Below are 17135 nucleotides of genomic sequence, written 5' to 3'. Positions count from 1 at the left end.
GGGCTGGGGGGCATATTATGCAACAAGAAGACGATTTAAGGGGACTCGCCAAAACAATGGAATTTATGCGGGCCGTAAGTATTTTATTTGTGGTTATCCACTGTTATTGGTACTGTTATGAGGCGTTTCGGGAATGGCACGCAACGATTGCCGTGTTAGACAGAATTTTGATGAATTTTCATCGAACAGCAGGACTGTACAAACATCCGCTGATTACGAAATTCTTTTCGGTGCTGTTTCTGGCATTATCCTGCTTGGGAACAAAAGGGATGAAAGATGAAAAAATCACGTGGACGAAGATTTGGATTGTGTTGGGTTTCGGCATCGCACTGTATTTTCTGGACTTTTGGATATTGGCGTTGCCGATTGCCAAAACAGGCATTGCGGTATGGTATATTTTTACAATTTCGGCAGGTTATATTTGCCTCTTGATGGCAGGACTTTGGATTAGTCGCCTTTTGAAAAACAACCTGATGGACGATGTGTTTAATACCGAAAACGAGAGTTTTATGCAGGAAACCCGTCTGATGGAAAACGAGTATTCTGTGAATTTGCCTACACGATTTTACTATAAAAAAAAGTGGAACAACGGCTGGATAAATGTGGTCAATCCGTTTCGGGCGAGCATTGTTTTAGGTACGCCTGGTTCCGGAAAATCATACGCCGTGGTTAACAACTACATCAAACAACAAATAGAGAAAGGTTTTTCCATGTACATTTACGACTTCAAGTTCGACGACCTTTCCACCATCGCCTACAACCACTTGCTAAAGCATATCGACAAGTACAAAGTTCCGCCAAAATTTTATGTAATAAACTTTGATAATCCACGCAAAAGCCATCGCTGTAATCCAATTAATCCGGCATTTATGACCGATATCTCGGATGCTTATGAAAGCGCTTACACAATAATGCTAAACCTCAATAAAACGTGGATTCAGAAACAGGGCGATTTCTTCGTGGAAAGTCCGATAATTTTATTGGCTGCGATTATTTGGTATCTGAAAATATATGAAAACGGCAAATACTGTACTTTTCCGCACGCTATCGAGTTTCTGAATAAGAAATATGCTGATACCTTTACTATTCTCACAAGCTATCCCGAATTGGAAAATTACCTTTCGCCTTTTATGGATGCGTGGGAAGGCGGTGCACAAGACCAATTACAGGGACAAATTGCATCGGCAAAAATCCCGCTGTCGAGAATGATTTCGCCCGCACTCTATTGGGTAATGACGGGCGATGATTTTTCGTTGGACATTAATAATCCGAAAGAGCCGAAAATTCTTTGCGTGGGCAATAATCCCGACCGGCAAAACATCTATTCGGCAGCATTGGGATTATACAACAGCCGTATCGTGAAGCTGATAAACAAGAAAGGGCAGTTGAAAAGTTCGGTAATAATCGACGAGTTGCCAACCATTTATTTTCGTGGATTGGATAATTTGATTGCTACGGCACGAAGCAATAAAGTGGCTGTTTGCTTGGGATTTCAGGACTATTCGCAACTGACACGCGATTACGGCGATAAGGAAAGCAAGGTTATTCAAAATACGGTAGGCAATATCTTTTCGGGGCAGGTTGTTGGCGAAACTGCAAAAACTCTATCGGAACGTTTCGGAAAAGTGTTGCAGAAACGGCAATCAATGACCATTAACCGGCAGGATAAATCGACTTCTATTTCTACGCAGATGGACAGCCTTATCCCGGCAAGTAAAATCAGTAATCTAACACAAGGAATGTTCGTGGGTGCGGTTTCGGACAATTTCGACGAACGTATCGAGCAGAAGATTTTTCATTGCGAAATCGTGGTGGATAATGCTCGTGTTGCCGCCGAAACAAAAGCGTACTGCAACATCCCCGAAATAGTCTCTTTTACCGATGAAAACGGGAACGATACGATGCAACAGGATATTGAAAAAAATTACAGACAAATAAAGGCGGATGTGGAAAATATTGTAAAATCGGAGAAACACCGCATAGAGAATGACGATAATTTGAAGCATTTATTTTCTTTGCTTAAATAAGAAACACTACTCAGTCTTTGCATATATATTTATTATTAAAATTCAACAAAAACAATAGCCATTTTAGCTTCTAAAGTCTGGTAAAATTCTGCAATATATTCTAAAGATAAATCATCAGCTTTTGCAAATATTTCATATAGTGTATTTTTACCTGTTGCTTTTTCCCATAAATAAGCATTTTTCCCATCAATAATTGTATTTATTCCACTTAAATCAATAAAATTATACTGGTTCGTATCTTTATTATATTCAATTTCCCAAAGCCTTAAAGGAGATAGAGTATGAGATTTCTGAATAACATCTATTTGAGTTGAATCTACTGTTGTGGATCGTGTTACGATTTGTAAATACTTTTGAAAAGACGCAAGTCTACCTAATGTATCTAATATACCATTTTGATGAAATGTAACTCGATTAGGTTCTGTAAAGTATTTTATTATTTTGTTCCTTGGATATTTAAAAATATTTTCATTGATACATTTTAATATCTCTCCATCAGTATATGGTTTTAGAGCTATTAATTCATCTAGCGACAGAGATTTTGGTCTACATACAATATCATTCATTCCAAAGCGTACAAACTCAAAATCATCAATTAAAATTTCTATATTATATTTTTCAGGATTATTTCTAAGTGGAGTTCCATGAAACGGAGTTACATAAGCATTCGAAATATTTAACTTAAAGTCAGATAACTTTATTAGATCCTTAATAAAATTTAAGCTATCCTTAAACTCATTAAAAGTTTCTTCGGGATTTCCTAATAGTATATTACCATGTACTAATAGACGTTCATATTTAGCAGTTTCATTTATGACTTTTTTTGTCTGTTCTAATGTAATGTTTTTATTATAAATATCCAATACCTTTTGATTACCAGATTCTACGCCCAATTGAATTTTTCTAAGTCCTGCTTCATACATTACAGACAACAATTCTGGATTCTTTGATAGAGCATCAATTCTTCCCTCACAAAACCAAACAAATCTATATTTTTGTCTGACTTCTTTTATCATTGAACACATATCTTTAACTCTTTTAGGAGAGGACGTAAATGTATCGTCTGAAATTATTAAATAATCGGTATTTGTTTGAGAAATGAAATACTCTAAGTCCTGTTTTACTAATTCTACTTTTTTTGCTCTATATTTTCTTTTTAGACTTCCTTCTACACAAAAAGCACAATTGTGAGGACATCCTCTTCCAGACATGAAAAACTTATATGATTTCCTCAGCTTGTCTAGAATGTGAGTATAGTCATCTTCTTTTACGCCAGATGGGATTATCCAATACTTCTTGTTTGATAATATCGCATATTGAGGGATTGGCAACGAATTGACATCAAGCGGCATTGCATCTACATTCTTTATTATTTTGCCATTTTTTTTGAAAGAAATACCTCTTACATGTTCAAATGTAAGCATTCGGTCTCGTCCGTATTTTTTTGCAAGTTTTCTTAGATTCTTCTAAAAAACCTTTCAAAAACTTGTAAAACATTCGGAGACAGTTTGGAGTTTTTAGGAGATTTTTCGTAGATGGTTTAAAGGAAGTAGTTCAGCAATATCCATCGAGTAGTCCTGATCATAATCGTGGATATGACTCAGCACATATACCATCCAGTCACGGAAGTTTACATCTGCAGCTTTGCAGCATCCAAGTAAAGAGTATATAACTGCAGCATCTTCTGCAGCGTCATGATTTCCACAAAACAGGTAATTCTTCCTGCCTAGAGCTAGACCTCTCAGACTGTTTTCGGCAAGATTATTATCTATGTGATACCTGCCATCCAGATGATAACGACTTAAACGGTGATAGATGTCATAGCAGTATTTTATCGCCTTGCCTATCGGGCTTTTTGGTAATACCTTACTGTATTCATTCACCAGCCATTTTTCAAAGACAACCATAATGGGGTAAGCATGTGTCTCTCGCAGCCTAGCTCTCTCCTGGTAAGAAAGGTTCTTATCATCCGCCTCTCTTTCTACTTCGTATAGAAGTCCGATTTGCTCAAGCGCATACTCAGCTCTTACTTTATCATTTTTCAGTGATTCCTCAAACTTTCGTCTTGCATGAGCCCAGCAACCAAGGGGCAGTACATCTTTTTTGTATTCGTACATTTGGTATACACTGTAGCCGTCTGTTTGCATTGCACCTCGGAAGTCTTTTAAAAGGGATAATGCTACCTTCTGTGCTCTTGAGCCATTGTCATAATGGAAGAAGACTTGCTTGTCCATTGCAGAGCGAACCATCCACATGTATCCATTTACGGATTTATGCTTCTCGTTGTTTATTACAGGAACAGTGGTCTCATCAACCTGGATATAGTCGGTAGCAAGGACAAGTTCTTTAAGCCGGTAATATAATGGTCTCAACAAGTCGGCCGTATCCTTAAACCAATCGTTCACCGTTGGTGGTGGAAGATTTACACCCAGCTGCTTCATCATCTGTATTTGTCGGTAAAAAGGCAGGTGGTTCACGTACTTGTTTATCATCAGTTCCGCCAAGAGTGATGCTCCTGCATAACTGCGTGCAATTGGTTGGTATTTTGCAGGAAGTGGTGCAGTTATAATAGAAGAAGACTTCTGGGAATCCTGTAAAGTTTTGCTTTTTACAACATATTTATGACGTATAATCTTCCTTATCCAGCATCTTCCGGGTTCATACTCCATAACTTCAGTTATCTCGGGTTCTAACTCTGTCAATGTATCAGCGCTGTCTTTTACATCATCGGGATAAAGATGTTCTTCAACTCGAGGAAGATCTTCAGGTAAAGGTTTGCGTACAGGTTTTCTTTTTATACGCTCTTTTACTCGCCTTTCTTTGAAAGTTTCTATATCTACTTTGGCTGCTTCTGCAAGTTCTTTTTCTTCAGGTAAAAGGTCTATACCTTCAAAGTCGATCATGCGCTGACGGGGATCTTCTTTTATAAAGCGTTCACTTGACTTGCCCCATATCCGACGTCTCAGATAAGCAACCTGCTTCTCTAGATCAAGTATCTTTTCGTCTTTTTTGGATATGGTTTGTTCATACGAGGTTTTTAATGCATCAACATCTGTGCGATCTTCAAGCTTACCCTTCAGAAGCATGTTCTCCTGATATAAACGGTCGCATTTCTCCAAGAGGAGTTCTAAAAGCTCGTTGGGATTTTCTTTGTTTTCTTGCATCATTAATCTGTTAGATAACGAGAGTAAAGATACAAAAACGGTGCAATATATGCAAGTAAAAAGGATGCTAAAATCGTTTATTTATGCGCCTTTCCAACGTTTTTTATACTTGCATTTTTCGACCTCAATGCCCTGTATCATCAGCATGAGTTTCTGCCATGAAAAGGGGTGTGATCTTCCATTTTCATCGAAAGAGGGTAATGTAAAGTTACCTTTTTCAAGCTTCATATAATAAATTACAAGCCCACCATGTTCCATGTGCAGGGCCTTTAAACTGGTGCAATGACGATTCAGGAAGATGAAAACATCTCCGCTTCGTACGCTTTGTCCCATCTGATCCGTGACCAATCCGCTTAAAGTGTAAAAACCTTTACGCATATCGGTAGGTTGTGGATAAAGCCAGTAACGCATTGAGTCGTTAAGGTTAAACATGCTTTATTGGGTTAGAAGGATTAATGATCGCAGCTGGTTGATGTCTGCACCAACGGGAACACGTAATTTAACTCCATTGGGATAAACAATTTCAAAAACATCACCGGCAACCTGGTCAGCATTCTCTGGCAATAGTTTCTGTTGAGCCTTTCTTTTTGTCTGCATTTGTGAAGCTGAACCGGTAAAAACAATCGGCACAAAATTGGACGGTTGTTCTTTATGTCGGTTGTTCTTTATTGATTTATTTTTCCAGTAGTAAAACTTAGACTGAAGAATACACTCATTTTCGCAAAAATCTTTAACAGATAGACCACTGGATTGGAAGCGATCATAAACTAACTCAAACTGCTGTATTGTCCACATATTTTTTTGAGGACAAATATAGAGGAGATTAAAAGTTAAAATAAGACGGGGCAGACCGAATGCTTACGTTCAAATGATCTATTTTGACTAATACATTTAAGAATTTCTACGAGCTTAACTTCTCCTTCTTCTCGTACAACTACATCACATTCGCATTTTGATAATGTTTTTTCATCAGCAAAAGAAGCTTCAGGCCCTCCTAATATGATTGTAGTTTTAGGAAATTGATTTTTTATACTACTACAAATCTTGTATACATAACGAATATTATCCGAATTAGTAGTCATGCCTATTGCATCAAAATTCCATTTTTTAAGTTCATCTATGATACCCAGAATAGAGTAATTTAATAGAGTTTTTACATTTAACACTTTAAAACTCATATTGTATTCCTCTAGCATTGCACCTATTGGAAATAAATATCCAAGAACCATTGCATTTACATTAGTTTGTGGTTCAAGTCCATCTATGAAAATAATGTTCAATTTAGATTCTGAGTTTTTCATTGCTTATTAATTTGTTTCAATTTTTTTAATTATCTTAGATCCCCTCAGTAGTATTACAACCTTTTATGCAAATAAGTTTTTTATTATAACTAATTATTGCTGCTTTAAATATTTAAATTTTTAAATATTTCCGGTAATTTAGTTCTAATTTAGTTCTAAGTTCATTTCCCAGACATTAAGAATTGAAATAATAGTTTGTTTGTTAACTTTACCTGATGATTCTTGATTTAATAATGACACTATTTCGCCTAAAGAGAATCCACTCAAAATATAATTGATTAGAACTATATTTAAATTCGATAAATCACTTTTTAATTTTTCTTCTGGGAGATACTGCTTTTGGGTAAAAAATACTGGAGTATAATCATCTAGATTTTCTTCTATTTCCCACGAGTAATATGTATTAAAACTTTCATTCTTAATTGTAAATACCATGTATCTTTGTGTTCTTCTTATAAATTCTTTTTGTGTTTGAGTTTTAATATTATAATTATGTTCTAATTCAAATTGCTCATAAAGTGTTTTTACGGGGATATTTTTCCTAAGTTCATTCTTTGTTGCATTAATTTCTTTCAGCATATCTTTTTTATACATAGAAAGTTCTAAAGTACTTAGAGCTTTCGAACCTTGTATGAATTCTCTTTTCTTTTGACATATATCTTCATATTTATTATTTATTGGCAATTTTTCAGGGAAATAACAATGTAAATGAATGTCACATAAAGCAGTTGTCAAATAAAGTAATCTCATTATGAATTCTTTTGTTTCTAATAGGGATTTTTTTGTTTCTGAAGGCATTCCTATCATGAAATGTAAGACTATATTAGGTATTTTTGCTACCATTGCAGAATTAATTATTGATTCATCATCCATCAAAGAATGGTAAATGCCGTTTTTCGCCAATAATTTTTCATTTCCACTTTCACAACCAATCTCAATTCTTTTCAATTTTGCTTCAGTCATTAATTCTATTAAATCAAGATTATTAATAATAAAATTAGGCATAATAAAACAAGACCAGGCAAAATCGTATTCTGTTCCTATTTCGATTAGTTTAGAACAAAATTTTTCTACAAAATCTCTTTCACAAGCAAAATTATGATTTATAATATGGAAATATTTTATTCCCAACGATAAAACTGTCCTAATATCTTCAATAATAATATCAAGACTTCAATTTCCTGGCAAGGGAAACTTTATATCAATATTCATCATAAAATCAATTTGTTCCAAACCGCGATGAATCCACCTCTTTGCGATCGCTCTCTTCATATCCACCGAACCGATATACCAACGAAAGCGAAAAGGTGCGTGTATCGCGAAACGCCTTTAATTGGCTTTTCTGTCCTTGATAATCGATGGAAGCTACAGGCGTGCGCGTACCGAGAACGTCGTCAGTTTTGAAAATGAGTGTCGCGCGGTTTTTGTCGAAAGTCCAAGTGAGTGCACCGGACAGATTTCCCGATGCTCCCAAATCATAAATACCCTGAATACCCGATGGTGTGGTAACGTATCCCGAAACGTTCATCTTTATATCGGGTTTGGCCGACAATGCAATGTCGTGGTTCATTTGCAACACACCCATCACCGTTTTACGATCGAACGAAATATCGAAAAACTCATCGTCTTTCTCGTGCCAATACATCACGTTGGCCACAACGCGTGAAGAAATCCGTTTCCCAATATTGAACGGTACAACTCCCAACAACCCGATGTTTTGCCTGAATGTGTAGTTTTGTTCCATAAATATTTGCTCCAATTTGTGGGGCGATTGATACGGCAATTGCACAAAATAATCGGGCATATAATTCATATAAGGACGAAACACATATTTGCGCTTGAAGATATAGGTCAATCCCACGCTGTAATTACGTTGCGGGCGAAGGTGCGGATTGCCGTACGTTACACCGTAAGAACTGAAATAATAGATACTCGGATTCAAGCTCCAATACGACGGATAACTTTTGTCGGACGATACCGCCAACTGAAACGTGTGGTTGAGCGATGGTCTGTAACTCGCGTTAAGAGTGGGAAACCAAGCCGTATCGTCCCACAGTTTTTGGGTAATGCCTTTTGATGTTTCTGTCGATTTATAATACTCCAATGCCAATGATGCTTCAAGCGACAGCCGTTCGGAAAACGATTTGGAAAAACCGGCAAAGAAATTCCAAATATCTTCCTGTTGTTGCGTGTCGAAGGATGCTTCTTCAAATTCGGCATTGTCCATTAGGGCGTTGGAACGGTTTTTGCTTTGCGCGCCCGAATAGCTCAAACCATAGTTGACACCCCACTTGTTTTGGAGTGAGTGCGATTGGTTGGCATAGAAATTATTCCGCCGGATTTCTTGTTTGGACTTATAGGTAAGAACTTGAGCAGGCAAGGATGATAGCACCGAATTTTGCATAAAATACTCCGAGTCATCTTTGTAAAACGTATAATCCGCACCGATATTTAGTCTGAAATGAAAGGTATAATCGGCTCTTATGTTGTGCATCGACGAAGGTCCTTCGGAAGTTGTTTTGGTGTCGGTTGGCGTTCCCGAAATATGGGTTGTTGCTGTTCGGTTTGAGCTTGATGTATCAAACATTCCCGTGTAAGAGACATCCATCTTGTCTTTATTATCAAAAACGTAATCAAATGCCAAGCGTGTGTTGTGAACCTGATATGTATTCGTTCCTTCGCTGAGTTGGTCAATAGCGTACACGGTATTATTCATCGTATGTTCAGCCGTGAGTTCTTCTTTGTTGAATGTATGGTAATTGCCATAAGAATAGAGCGCGTCGAAGGATGCGCGTTTCGCTCTATACGTTATATTTGCGCGTCCGTTTCCGCCCGCGTGTGTTCGTTGGCGATATTCCCCCGCCACTTCGCCCTGCCAAAGGGGGCGGTCGTCTTCTCCTGTTTGCTGTTTCAATATCACATTGATGGCTGCTCCGCGAATGTTGTATTGCGGTGGAGCGCTATACATAATTTCCACATCTTCCACCTGCGAAAGCGGTGTTGAACGCAGTAACGTCATCAGTTGCGCATAAGTCATCGATGTTTTCCGCCCATTCAGCAAAATAGTCATTCCGCTTGCTCCCATCAGGGTTATTTGTTCATTTTGCTCCATTACGCCGGGGATTTCTTTCAGCGCATCGTAAGCATTGGTAACCGGTTTGTTTCTCAGCAGCGTAGGAATATGATAAGAAAGTTTTCCGGCTTCCACTTTCATCGCCGGACGTTGCCCCTCTACCACCAGTTCGTTTAAGAGCGTTTCATCGAGTTGGAGTGTGAAGTTCAGCTCAATGGGACTGTTTTGCGCCGAGAGGCGAAAATTGACAGTTGCTGCTTTATATCCTAAAAACGATGCACGAAGCCGATAATCGCCGACAGGAATATCTTCCAAAATCCGGTAAAATCCGGTGCTGTCTGTTACTGCTCCGTGTGTCAGATTCACGGTATCGGGCAACGAGTAAAGAGCAACATTGGCAAACTCAACAGGTTGGTTTTGTGTATCAACCACCTTTCCACGAATGCTTTGGGCGGATAAATTCAAGTTGACAGCCATCACTAAAATGGATAATGTGAAATACTTCATATGTAACTGGTTTTTATATTTATTTTTTTTATGAGTACACCTATAAAAACAGACATCATAATTAACGAGTCATCACGCAAATTAGTCTTTTCAGTGCCTTTTCTTATTTGTTTAGTGATACTTATTGATTTTGTATTTAAAGCTAAATGTCTGCAATTCCTATTATCTCCATCTCATGTAAATAAGGTGCTTTTTAAATTTTATTTGTTTTTACAAAATAAGGAAACATTTTTATACTTACCAAACACAAAGTAACTTATTTTATAAAAAGATTATTGTACAAAAAGGATAGAGTATAGGTAAAAAAACAGACACATAAATATATTGTGCCTGCCTTTGCTTTGTAGAGTTTTTATAGATTATAATATTGTTAATTATCAATCATATAATTACAATGTGTCATCTTGTCTTTAATGCTTTTTTCCACCTCTGCTCTATAGGTATTGGGAGTTAAAGTTGTTGGATTAAATGATTTCCCAAAAAATGTCTAATGCAATACTGAATGATTTAATTGTAAGAATAAAACCCTAATAGTTGTTCCTTATCAATTCAAATGAAGCTGAAAAATATATTTTATCTTGTCAGAAAAGCCATCGGAAAATAAAATATAAAAATTCATCCTTCAACCTTTCCATCATTTTCTTCAAGTTTCAAGCCGCTGTAGCCAAGTAAGCGTTGATTTGTATGCCTTTTTCAGCCCACAAGTAATACTGTTCCATACGGAAGTCCTTTTTAAGATGTCCGAAAATAGGATCAATAGCAGCTCTGGCTCTGCATTTGTTATGTTTATGTCGTTTTTGATAAGCGATGTCTTTTACCTTGGGCTTGTCGGGGGTGATAATGCTTACACGGTCATAAATTAAGTTCTCTGGGTAGTTTCAACTTATTCTCTTCCATCTGTTCGAGTAACGGTTCTATGGTGTCGCCGTCGGGTTCCCGAACTTTAAAATCAAGTTTTTAAGTTTGCAAGAAGGATGTTTATAATAATATTCCGTTCTCAGAGTCTAAATTATTTATTTTTTGTTTCTTCTCATTATTCTGTTTTCCCCAAGTTAAATTTATAGAACCATAAATTCCAAAACTTGGAAACATTTTTACATTGTTTTGCATATTTTTAAATCTTGTTAATGCACTAAAGTTATAGGTATATTTTCTATTCTTTTCTCCAAATAGATTTGTTGATATAATGCCTAATTGCATCTTGGGAAGACGGTAACTTAGTATATATTCATTATATGAAGATCCTTTCGATACAGATTCTCCCCAAAATGGTTGTGGCAAGTGTACCATTGTTATTGTGAGGGATAACTTTTTATAATCTGCAATAGTTTGTAACAAATAAAACCACTCATCTCGCCTGTGCTCATAGTTGTGTCCCTGAGAAACTATCTTATTGTAACCACCGTAACTGTTTATACTAATATGATTGTTGAATAATGACACTCCTATATTGTATTGAAATCTCAATTGATGAAATTTTTTCTGGTTATTGTAGGTAGTTATGAAAATATCTCTATAATTATCGAAGGATGTTTCCTCCATAATAGGACTATTATAATAAGATGAACTTAATACTAAAGAACTCCTTAGAGGTGACGGGTTAAAACTGATTCTTAATTCATTGTGATGCATCAAATAAGATTTTAATAATGGATTTCCTTTGTCTAATTGATAGCTATTTCTTAATCGTTCCACTTCACTTAAATAAGATAATGATGGATTTATGTTTTTTAATTGATATGAGTAACGTAATGAAAGCACGTTACTTAATATATAGTTAATATTTACCATAGGTGATATCATCCACCTACTATACATATTAGCTATTCCTTCCTGATTGAAGAATGATCGATGTATCCCAATATTTCCTGTATAATTTAATTTTTTTATTTTACCTTTGTATTGCAAAAATCCATAACTAAAAGCGTCGTGTAGTTGAGTTTTAAAGATTGAAGTGCCAGAATAATTATTTTTTGTATATCCTTGTATATGTCGTAATCCCACGGAGAGTAAATTTTCACCATATTTCCTTTCATAAAATATCTCGCCTATTAAGGAACTACGCTTTCCATCAACTAATGTTGTAATATTTGATATTATCTCATCCTCATCTGTTTCATTGTATATATAATCGACTGTATTTTTACTATATGTTCCAACTACATTTAAAGCTATTAAATGGTTGTCTGATATTTGTCGCGTGAAATAAATATCAATGGAAGGGCGAAAAGTTTGTTCTTTATTCTGTATCTTGTAGTTTGTTAATCGGTCAATCTCAGGGATTAAAATTTTCCCCTCATGATCATCATGTGGTTGGAATAAACTATTAAAGTTAGTTTTCATATTGAAAGTATTTTTCTTACCATAATAAGAGTATGATATATTTGGCATTTTTGTTGTTTCTTTCCACCAATTCTTCTCTCCATATTCATTTCTGGAAATAGTATTTCCAGATGGAAATAAAAATGTTTGGTGTTTAAATGAAGAGGTCTCGATATCATTGTGACTTAAAAAATAATAGAACTTAATTTGTGATTTGCCGTAATTTATTCCTCCAGACAATTGACCGTATGTGAAATTGTGTGTTAGTGTTTCACGAATATTTGCAGAAAAAAATGCACCGTTTGTTCTTTGCTTAACTATGAAGTCTAAAATAATGCCGATATCTTCTCCGTAACGCATTCCTGGATTCTCATAATAATCAATTCTTATTATATTTTCAGGTTGTATACCTATGACTTCCTGAGAGAGTGCTTCAATTCCATTGATTAATATCTTGAGTTTTTTTTCTCCAGTATATAAAATCTGTCCAGTTTGAGTATTGACAAATATTTGAGGAAGTAAAAGTCTTTGAGTCAATTGTAATCCATTTATACTTTTTACTATTTGTTCTTTAGTTGGATAGTACAATTTTCGATAAGATCCTTCAATCACTGATGAAGACTGCACAATAACTTCAGAAAGCAAAGTCGTTTTCTGATTTATCATCAACGAACCCAAATCTATTGCTTTAAAAACATTGAATAAGTCTATGCTCAATGTGTCATAACCAACAGAATGAACAACAATACGATAATTGTTTTCGCCTAAATTATTTAAAATAAAATCCCCATTTAAACCCGATGTGGTTCCTTTAATAAATAAGGAATCATCAGTTTGTAATATAATAGTTGCGTATTCGACTGGTTTTTTGGAGTCAAAATCAATTACTTTTCCTTTTATTGTAATTTGTTGTGCGTTCAAATTTATGTGATAAAATATTAATATGAACGCGATAATAGATGTCTTATTCATATACATTCTTTTCAATATTTTTGGACAAATTTATAATTTTCTGCTACTGCTGTTGCGTTAATAATTAAGAATTATTTAGAAATAACTCATATGGTAGCTCTTTGACATTTTGACTGGATTGAGAATCTGTGAGTAACTCAGCCATTGGTGTTTTGTCAAAAGAATGCTTGATGTAGGCCACTATTGTACATGTACAGATGGCTGACCATAAATGTATCTTTACGGCATTTGGAGTATGCCCCCAAAACTTCTTTATAATCAGATTTTGCTTTATCCATTTGAAAAAAACTTCAATCTGCCACCTGTTTTGATACAGATAAGCCACTTCAAGAGATGATACTTCAAAGTTATTTGTAAGAAAAACAAGCAGTTCGTCGTTCTTGTTGTCATAAAACTCAACTAATCGCAGTTTTTCGGGATAAAGTTTTTTTGATTTCAGTACGGTTAGAACGATATTCTTGTCTGCCCTCAATCCGGTAGTTTCATCTATGTTGTGGTTTTGTTCTACAACATTGTATTTTATGGATGACTTGGCTCTAGTAACAAAGAAAGCTCCTGCATTATTGATGCGCATCAATGCTTCAAAATCCACATAAGCCTTGTCCATCAAATAGATGCTCCCGTTTTGAAAGTCCATAATGTCAAGTACATTGCTGTCATGATACTTTCCATCTGAGATGTGGATAAAACTCGGAATGTTCCCTCGTAAATCAAGCAGCGTATGCATCTACTGCTCCACGCGAATATTTTCCTTCTGCCCAAGTCAGAAGATTGATGCTGCAGGATATGGAGGTAGAGTCCAAAGCAAATATTTCGTTGTCTATATCTACGTTAGCAATGGGATAATCCGTATAAAGCGGACGCACGATGTTTATCAGATAATTACCAAAGTCGGCGAAAATACGCCAATCCCGTTTCTCGTTAGCTCTCGACAACGAAGATGTATTGACTGATATTTTTATGCCTAAATGATACAGCTTTCTCTTGTGGGCTTTCAAGCAAAGACAAATGCTTTGAAGAGAACCGAGCGAAGTCAATTGTCCAAAAAACAGATACAGGAACTGATTCCAACAGTCAAACCCTCTGACATGGTAATTGCCAAAGTAGCGTTTAACGCACTTGTTGAATTCATACTTATCTATGAAATCCAGTACCTGAGAGAAAAGATATCTTCCTTTATTCATAATTTTACATTTTAATGCAAAATTACGAGGGTGTCAATTCAAATCAAAAAATCAAAGAACGCTTATATATTTTTATATATCAATACATTATATACGAATACTAAAAATCGACGCAAAGCTACTAATTCCAGAAAATAAAAACTCATCACAGATTGGTAATTTGCTAGACTTCAAACTAATTATTAGACAGCTAAAAACACCTATATGACGTGATTTTTATTATTTGAGATAACCATTATCTATTCTTGTATAATTTTATTCTACGAAAATGTTTCAGAATTTATATTTATTCCCATTAAAACTAAATTGAAAAAGTGATTATTGATGCATATTTGATTAATCAATAATCCCTCTTTTTTGAATCCATTTAATTCATACAGGTGTATTGCTCTATAATTATTTTCGAAAACTTGGAGTGTTATTTTTTTTATATTATTATTATCTTTTACTCTAAGGAAAGCCGCCTCAAACATTGATTTACCAATCCCCTTATTTCTAAATTTCTTATCAATATTGATTGTTAAATCAGCGACATGGGCTAATTTTTTTTCTTTGTATTGAAGAATATTAATATTTCCAATGATTTTGTTTTGATACTCTGCAATTAAACAGATATTATTTTTATTTTTTAATACTGACTCAATCCATTCTTTTTCTTCCTCTACAGTATATTTAAAATCATCTATAGAAGTTATAGAAAAAATTTCTTCATTAATTAGGGTCTGCTGAATAATAGATATTTATTCTGAAAATCAGCAAATTAAACGATATAAAATTTGCATAACTGCAAGAAATTGAGTATTTTTACTTCATAAACCTTGCATTTTATGATACGATACAAGAGCTCCAGACAGCTTTCAATATCCGAGTTCAAGATGCCTTTTGAGGCAAAACTGGATGAGAATAACCGGTGGGTTGTTCTTTCAAAAATAGTTCCCTGGGAAGAGTTCGCCCGGCTTTACTACAAGAACTTCAAGAGCAACCGTGGTGCCCCCACCAAGGATGCCCGGCTTGTGCTGGGAGTGATCATCATCAAGCACATCATGAAGACGGACGATCGCGGGGTGATAGAGATGATCCAGGAGAATCCCTACATGCAGTATTTTCTTGGACTCGAAGCTTTCACTTATGAACAGGTAATGACGCCCTCGCTGCTGGTTTCCATCAGGAAACGAATCGATCTGGACGTCTTTGAATCATTGACGGACGACTTGATAAGAAAAGGGTTGAAGCTAAAAGCTGAGACAAAACAAGAAAAGGCTGACACGGTTACGAAGGATAAAGAAGATGATAATGATGACGACCCTGATCCTCATCCCGGGAACAAGGGGAAGCTTCAATTGGATGCAACGGTCTGTGATGCGGATATCAAGTATCCCACTGACCTGGATTTGTTGAACGAGAGCCGCCAGAAGGCAGAAGAGCTGATCGATGAGTTGTGTTTGAAACTGGGTATTAAAGATAAACCCCGTACATACAGAAGGGTTGCACGCAAGGATTTTTTGAATGTATCGAAGATGAAGAGAAAGTCTGCCAACGTTTTACGAAAGGCGATACGCAAACAGATCAACTATCTGAAACGGGATGTACGGACTATCAATGAGATGCTGGACACCATAAAGGATGAACCGGTTCCTTTTGACAGGCGGCAACTGAAATATTTTTTTGTTATCCAGCATCTGCTGGAACAACAGGAGAGCATGTACAAGAAGAAGAGCCATCAAGTAGAAGATCGCATCGTGAGCATTCATCAGCCGCATGTACGTCCCATCGTGCGTGGCAAGGCCAAGGCCAAGACGGAGTTTGGCGCCAAGATCAACATCAGCCTGCTGGATGGATATGCCAGGGTGGATCATTTTGACTGGGATGCCTTTAACGAGGGGCAGGATCTTCAGGCACAGGTCGAACGCTTTAGGGAACTGACAGGGAAATACCCGGAGCTGGTTCAGGTGGATAAGATTTATCTCACCCGGGAGAACAGACGGTTTTTGAAAGAGAAAAGAATCCGCTACACCGGGGAGCCACTGGGACGAAAACCGGTAAAAGAGATAAAGAGCAGATACCAAAAACGTAAAGAGCGACGAGAAGCGGCGGAACGCAATCAGGTTGAAGGGAAGTTTGGTCAGGGGAAACGTGGATATGGTTTAAATGATATCCGCGCCAGATTGGCCACGACATCAAACAGTTGGATAGGGGCTATCATTTTTGTGATGAACCTGATCCGACATATGAGGGATATTCCCCTGTCTTATTTTGTCTCGTTTCTATCGAAACTGATGAAAGTGAGAAATATAAACATTTATCCACTCGGGACACAAATGAAATTGTGTGCCTGATTGGGAATTAGTAAGCAGACCCTAATTATACTCTGAGCAAAAGATAAGTAATTTTGAGCGTCATTAACAGTAAGATTCCTTAGTAATAAATTTTCCATTATGATATTATTAATTAGAAAACAATGACTCCAGTTTGACAATTATAAATGGACATATCTGCTCGTAATTATTATGCTTAAAATCTTTTTTTTGTTTTTAGTTACTTAATGCATAGTCAAAAATACAGCAAAAAAAATAACGAAAAGTTAT

13 protein-coding genes are annotated in these 17135 nt (G+C 36.1%); 2 read left to right on the top strand and 11 right to left on the bottom strand.

From position 1 onward, the window contains the following. Nucleotides 1–17: 17 nt before the first annotated feature. Nucleotides 18–2027: a conjugal transfer protein MobC gene (mobC, locus tag KDN43_RS15435; protein WP_238867491.1), complete on the top strand. Its 2010-nt coding sequence runs from the start codon at nt 18–20 to the stop codon at nt 2025–2027. A gap of 35 nt (nt 2028–2062) precedes the next feature. On the opposite strand, the gene KDN43_RS15430 is transcribed toward mobC, so the two are convergent. From KDN43_RS15430 to KDN43_RS16630, 11 genes are all read right to left on the bottom strand, one after another. Further along, the gene (locus tag KDN43_RS15430; RefSeq protein WP_238867490.1) at nt 2063–3451 is read right to left on the bottom strand and encodes a B12-binding domain-containing radical SAM protein; all 1389 of its coding nucleotides are present in this window, start codon (nt 3449–3451) and stop codon (nt 2063–2065) included. Nucleotides 3452–3544: 93 nt separating this feature from the next. Then, on the bottom strand, nt 3545–5191 hold the full coding sequence (gene tnpC, locus KDN43_RS15425) for an IS66 family transposase (RefSeq protein WP_238869504.1): 1647 nt from the start codon (nt 5189–5191) through the stop codon (nt 3545–3547). An 81-nt stretch (nt 5192–5272) separates the two neighbouring features. Beyond that, entirely contained in the window at nt 5273–5623 is a 351-nt protein-coding gene (gene tnpB / locus KDN43_RS15420) for an IS66 family insertion sequence element accessory protein TnpB (protein ID WP_238867489.1), read from the bottom strand. A 3-nt stretch (nt 5624–5626) separates the two neighbouring features. After that, nucleotides 5627–5986 carry an IS66 family insertion sequence element accessory protein TnpA gene (gene tnpA, locus KDN43_RS15415; protein WP_238867488.1) on the bottom strand — a complete coding sequence of 120 codons (360 nt, stop codon included), beginning with the start codon at nt 5984–5986 and terminating at the stop codon, nt 5627–5629. A gap of 35 nt (nt 5987–6021) precedes the next feature. Then, nucleotides 6022–6492 carry a cobalamin-dependent protein gene (locus KDN43_RS15410; protein WP_238867487.1) on the bottom strand — a complete coding sequence of 157 codons (471 nt, stop codon included), beginning with the start codon at nt 6490–6492 and terminating at the stop codon, nt 6022–6024. A gap of 144 nt (nt 6493–6636) precedes the next feature. Continuing rightward, entirely contained in the window at nt 6637–7650 is a 1014-nt protein-coding gene (locus tag KDN43_RS15405; protein ID WP_327065950.1) for a hypothetical protein, read from the bottom strand. Nucleotides 7651–7711: 61 nt separating this feature from the next. Next, nucleotides 7712–10072, bottom strand: coding sequence for an outer membrane beta-barrel protein (locus tag KDN43_RS15400; protein WP_238867485.1), 2361 nt, complete (start codon nt 10070–10072; stop codon nt 7712–7714). Between the two features lie 978 nt (nt 10073–11050). After that, entirely contained in the window at nt 11051–13366 is a 2316-nt protein-coding gene (locus KDN43_RS15395; protein ID WP_238867484.1) for a carboxypeptidase-like regulatory domain-containing protein, read from the bottom strand. Nucleotides 13367–13430: 64 nt separating this feature from the next. Continuing rightward, nucleotides 13431–14093, bottom strand: a complete 663-nt coding sequence (locus KDN43_RS15390; protein ID WP_238867483.1) for an IS4 family transposase — start codon at nt 14091–14093, stop codon at nt 13431–13433. Further along, on the bottom strand, nt 14077–14550 hold the full coding sequence (locus KDN43_RS15385) for a DUF4372 domain-containing protein (protein ID WP_238867482.1): 474 nt from the start codon (nt 14548–14550) through the stop codon (nt 14077–14079). Before KDN43_RS15385 ends, KDN43_RS15390 begins: the two co-directional genes overlap by 17 nt. Nucleotides 14551–14810: 260 nt before the next feature. Further along, on the bottom strand, nt 14811–15236 hold the full coding sequence (locus KDN43_RS16630; protein ID WP_407681798.1) for a GNAT family N-acetyltransferase: 426 nt from the start codon (nt 15234–15236) through the stop codon (nt 14811–14813). A gap of 141 nt (nt 15237–15377) precedes the next feature. Here KDN43_RS16630 and KDN43_RS15380 point away from each other — a divergent pair, with 141 nt between their 5' ends. Beyond that, entirely contained in the window at nt 15378–16886 is a 1509-nt protein-coding gene (locus KDN43_RS15380) for an IS5 family transposase (protein WP_238867481.1), read from the top strand. Nucleotides 16887–17135 lie beyond the last annotated feature (249 nt).

Origin of the sequence: Proteiniphilum propionicum (genome assembly GCF_022267555.1) — a bacterium.
Lineage (GTDB): Bacteria > Bacteroidota > Bacteroidia > Bacteroidales > Dysgonomonadaceae > Proteiniphilum > Proteiniphilum propionicum.
This window is presented reverse-complemented; position numbering and strand designations above follow the sequence as displayed.

Excerpts from the sequence above, each read along its gene's own strand:
- KDN43_RS15430 (WP_238867490.1), bottom strand. The coding sequence starts at position 3,451 with ATGCTTACATTTGAACATGTAAGAGGTATTTCTTTCAAAAAAAATGGC.
- KDN43_RS15400 (WP_238867485.1), bottom strand. The coding sequence starts at position 10,072 with ATGAAGTATTTCACATTATCCATTTTAGTGATGGCTGTCAACTTGAAT.
- KDN43_RS15395 (WP_238867484.1), bottom strand. The coding sequence starts at position 13,366 with ATGAATAAGACATCTATTATCGCGTTCATATTAATATTTTATCACATA.
- KDN43_RS15385 (WP_238867482.1), bottom strand. The coding sequence starts at position 14,550 with ATGAATAAAGGAAGATATCTTTTCTCTCAGGTACTGGATTTCATAGAT.
- KDN43_RS15390 (WP_238867483.1), bottom strand. The coding sequence starts at position 14,093 with ATGCATACGCTGCTTGATTTACGAGGGAACATTCCGAGTTTTATCCAC.
- tnpB (WP_238867489.1), bottom strand. The coding sequence starts at position 5,623 with ATGTTTAACCTTAACGACTCAATGCGTTACTGGCTTTATCCACAACCT.
- KDN43_RS15410 (WP_238867487.1), bottom strand. The coding sequence starts at position 6,492 with ATGAAAAACTCAGAATCTAAATTGAACATTATTTTCATAGATGGACTT.
- tnpA (WP_238867488.1), bottom strand. The coding sequence starts at position 5,986 with ATGTGGACAATACAGCAGTTTGAGTTAGTTTATGATCGCTTCCAATCC.
- tnpC (WP_238869504.1), bottom strand. The coding sequence starts at position 5,191 with ATGCAAGAAAACAAAGAAAATCCCAACGAGCTTTTAGAACTCCTCTTG.
- KDN43_RS15380 (WP_238867481.1), top strand. The coding sequence starts at position 15,378 with ATGATACGATACAAGAGCTCCAGACAGCTTTCAATATCCGAGTTCAAG.
- mobC (WP_238867491.1), top strand. The coding sequence starts at position 18 with ATGCAACAAGAAGACGATTTAAGGGGACTCGCCAAAACAATGGAATTT.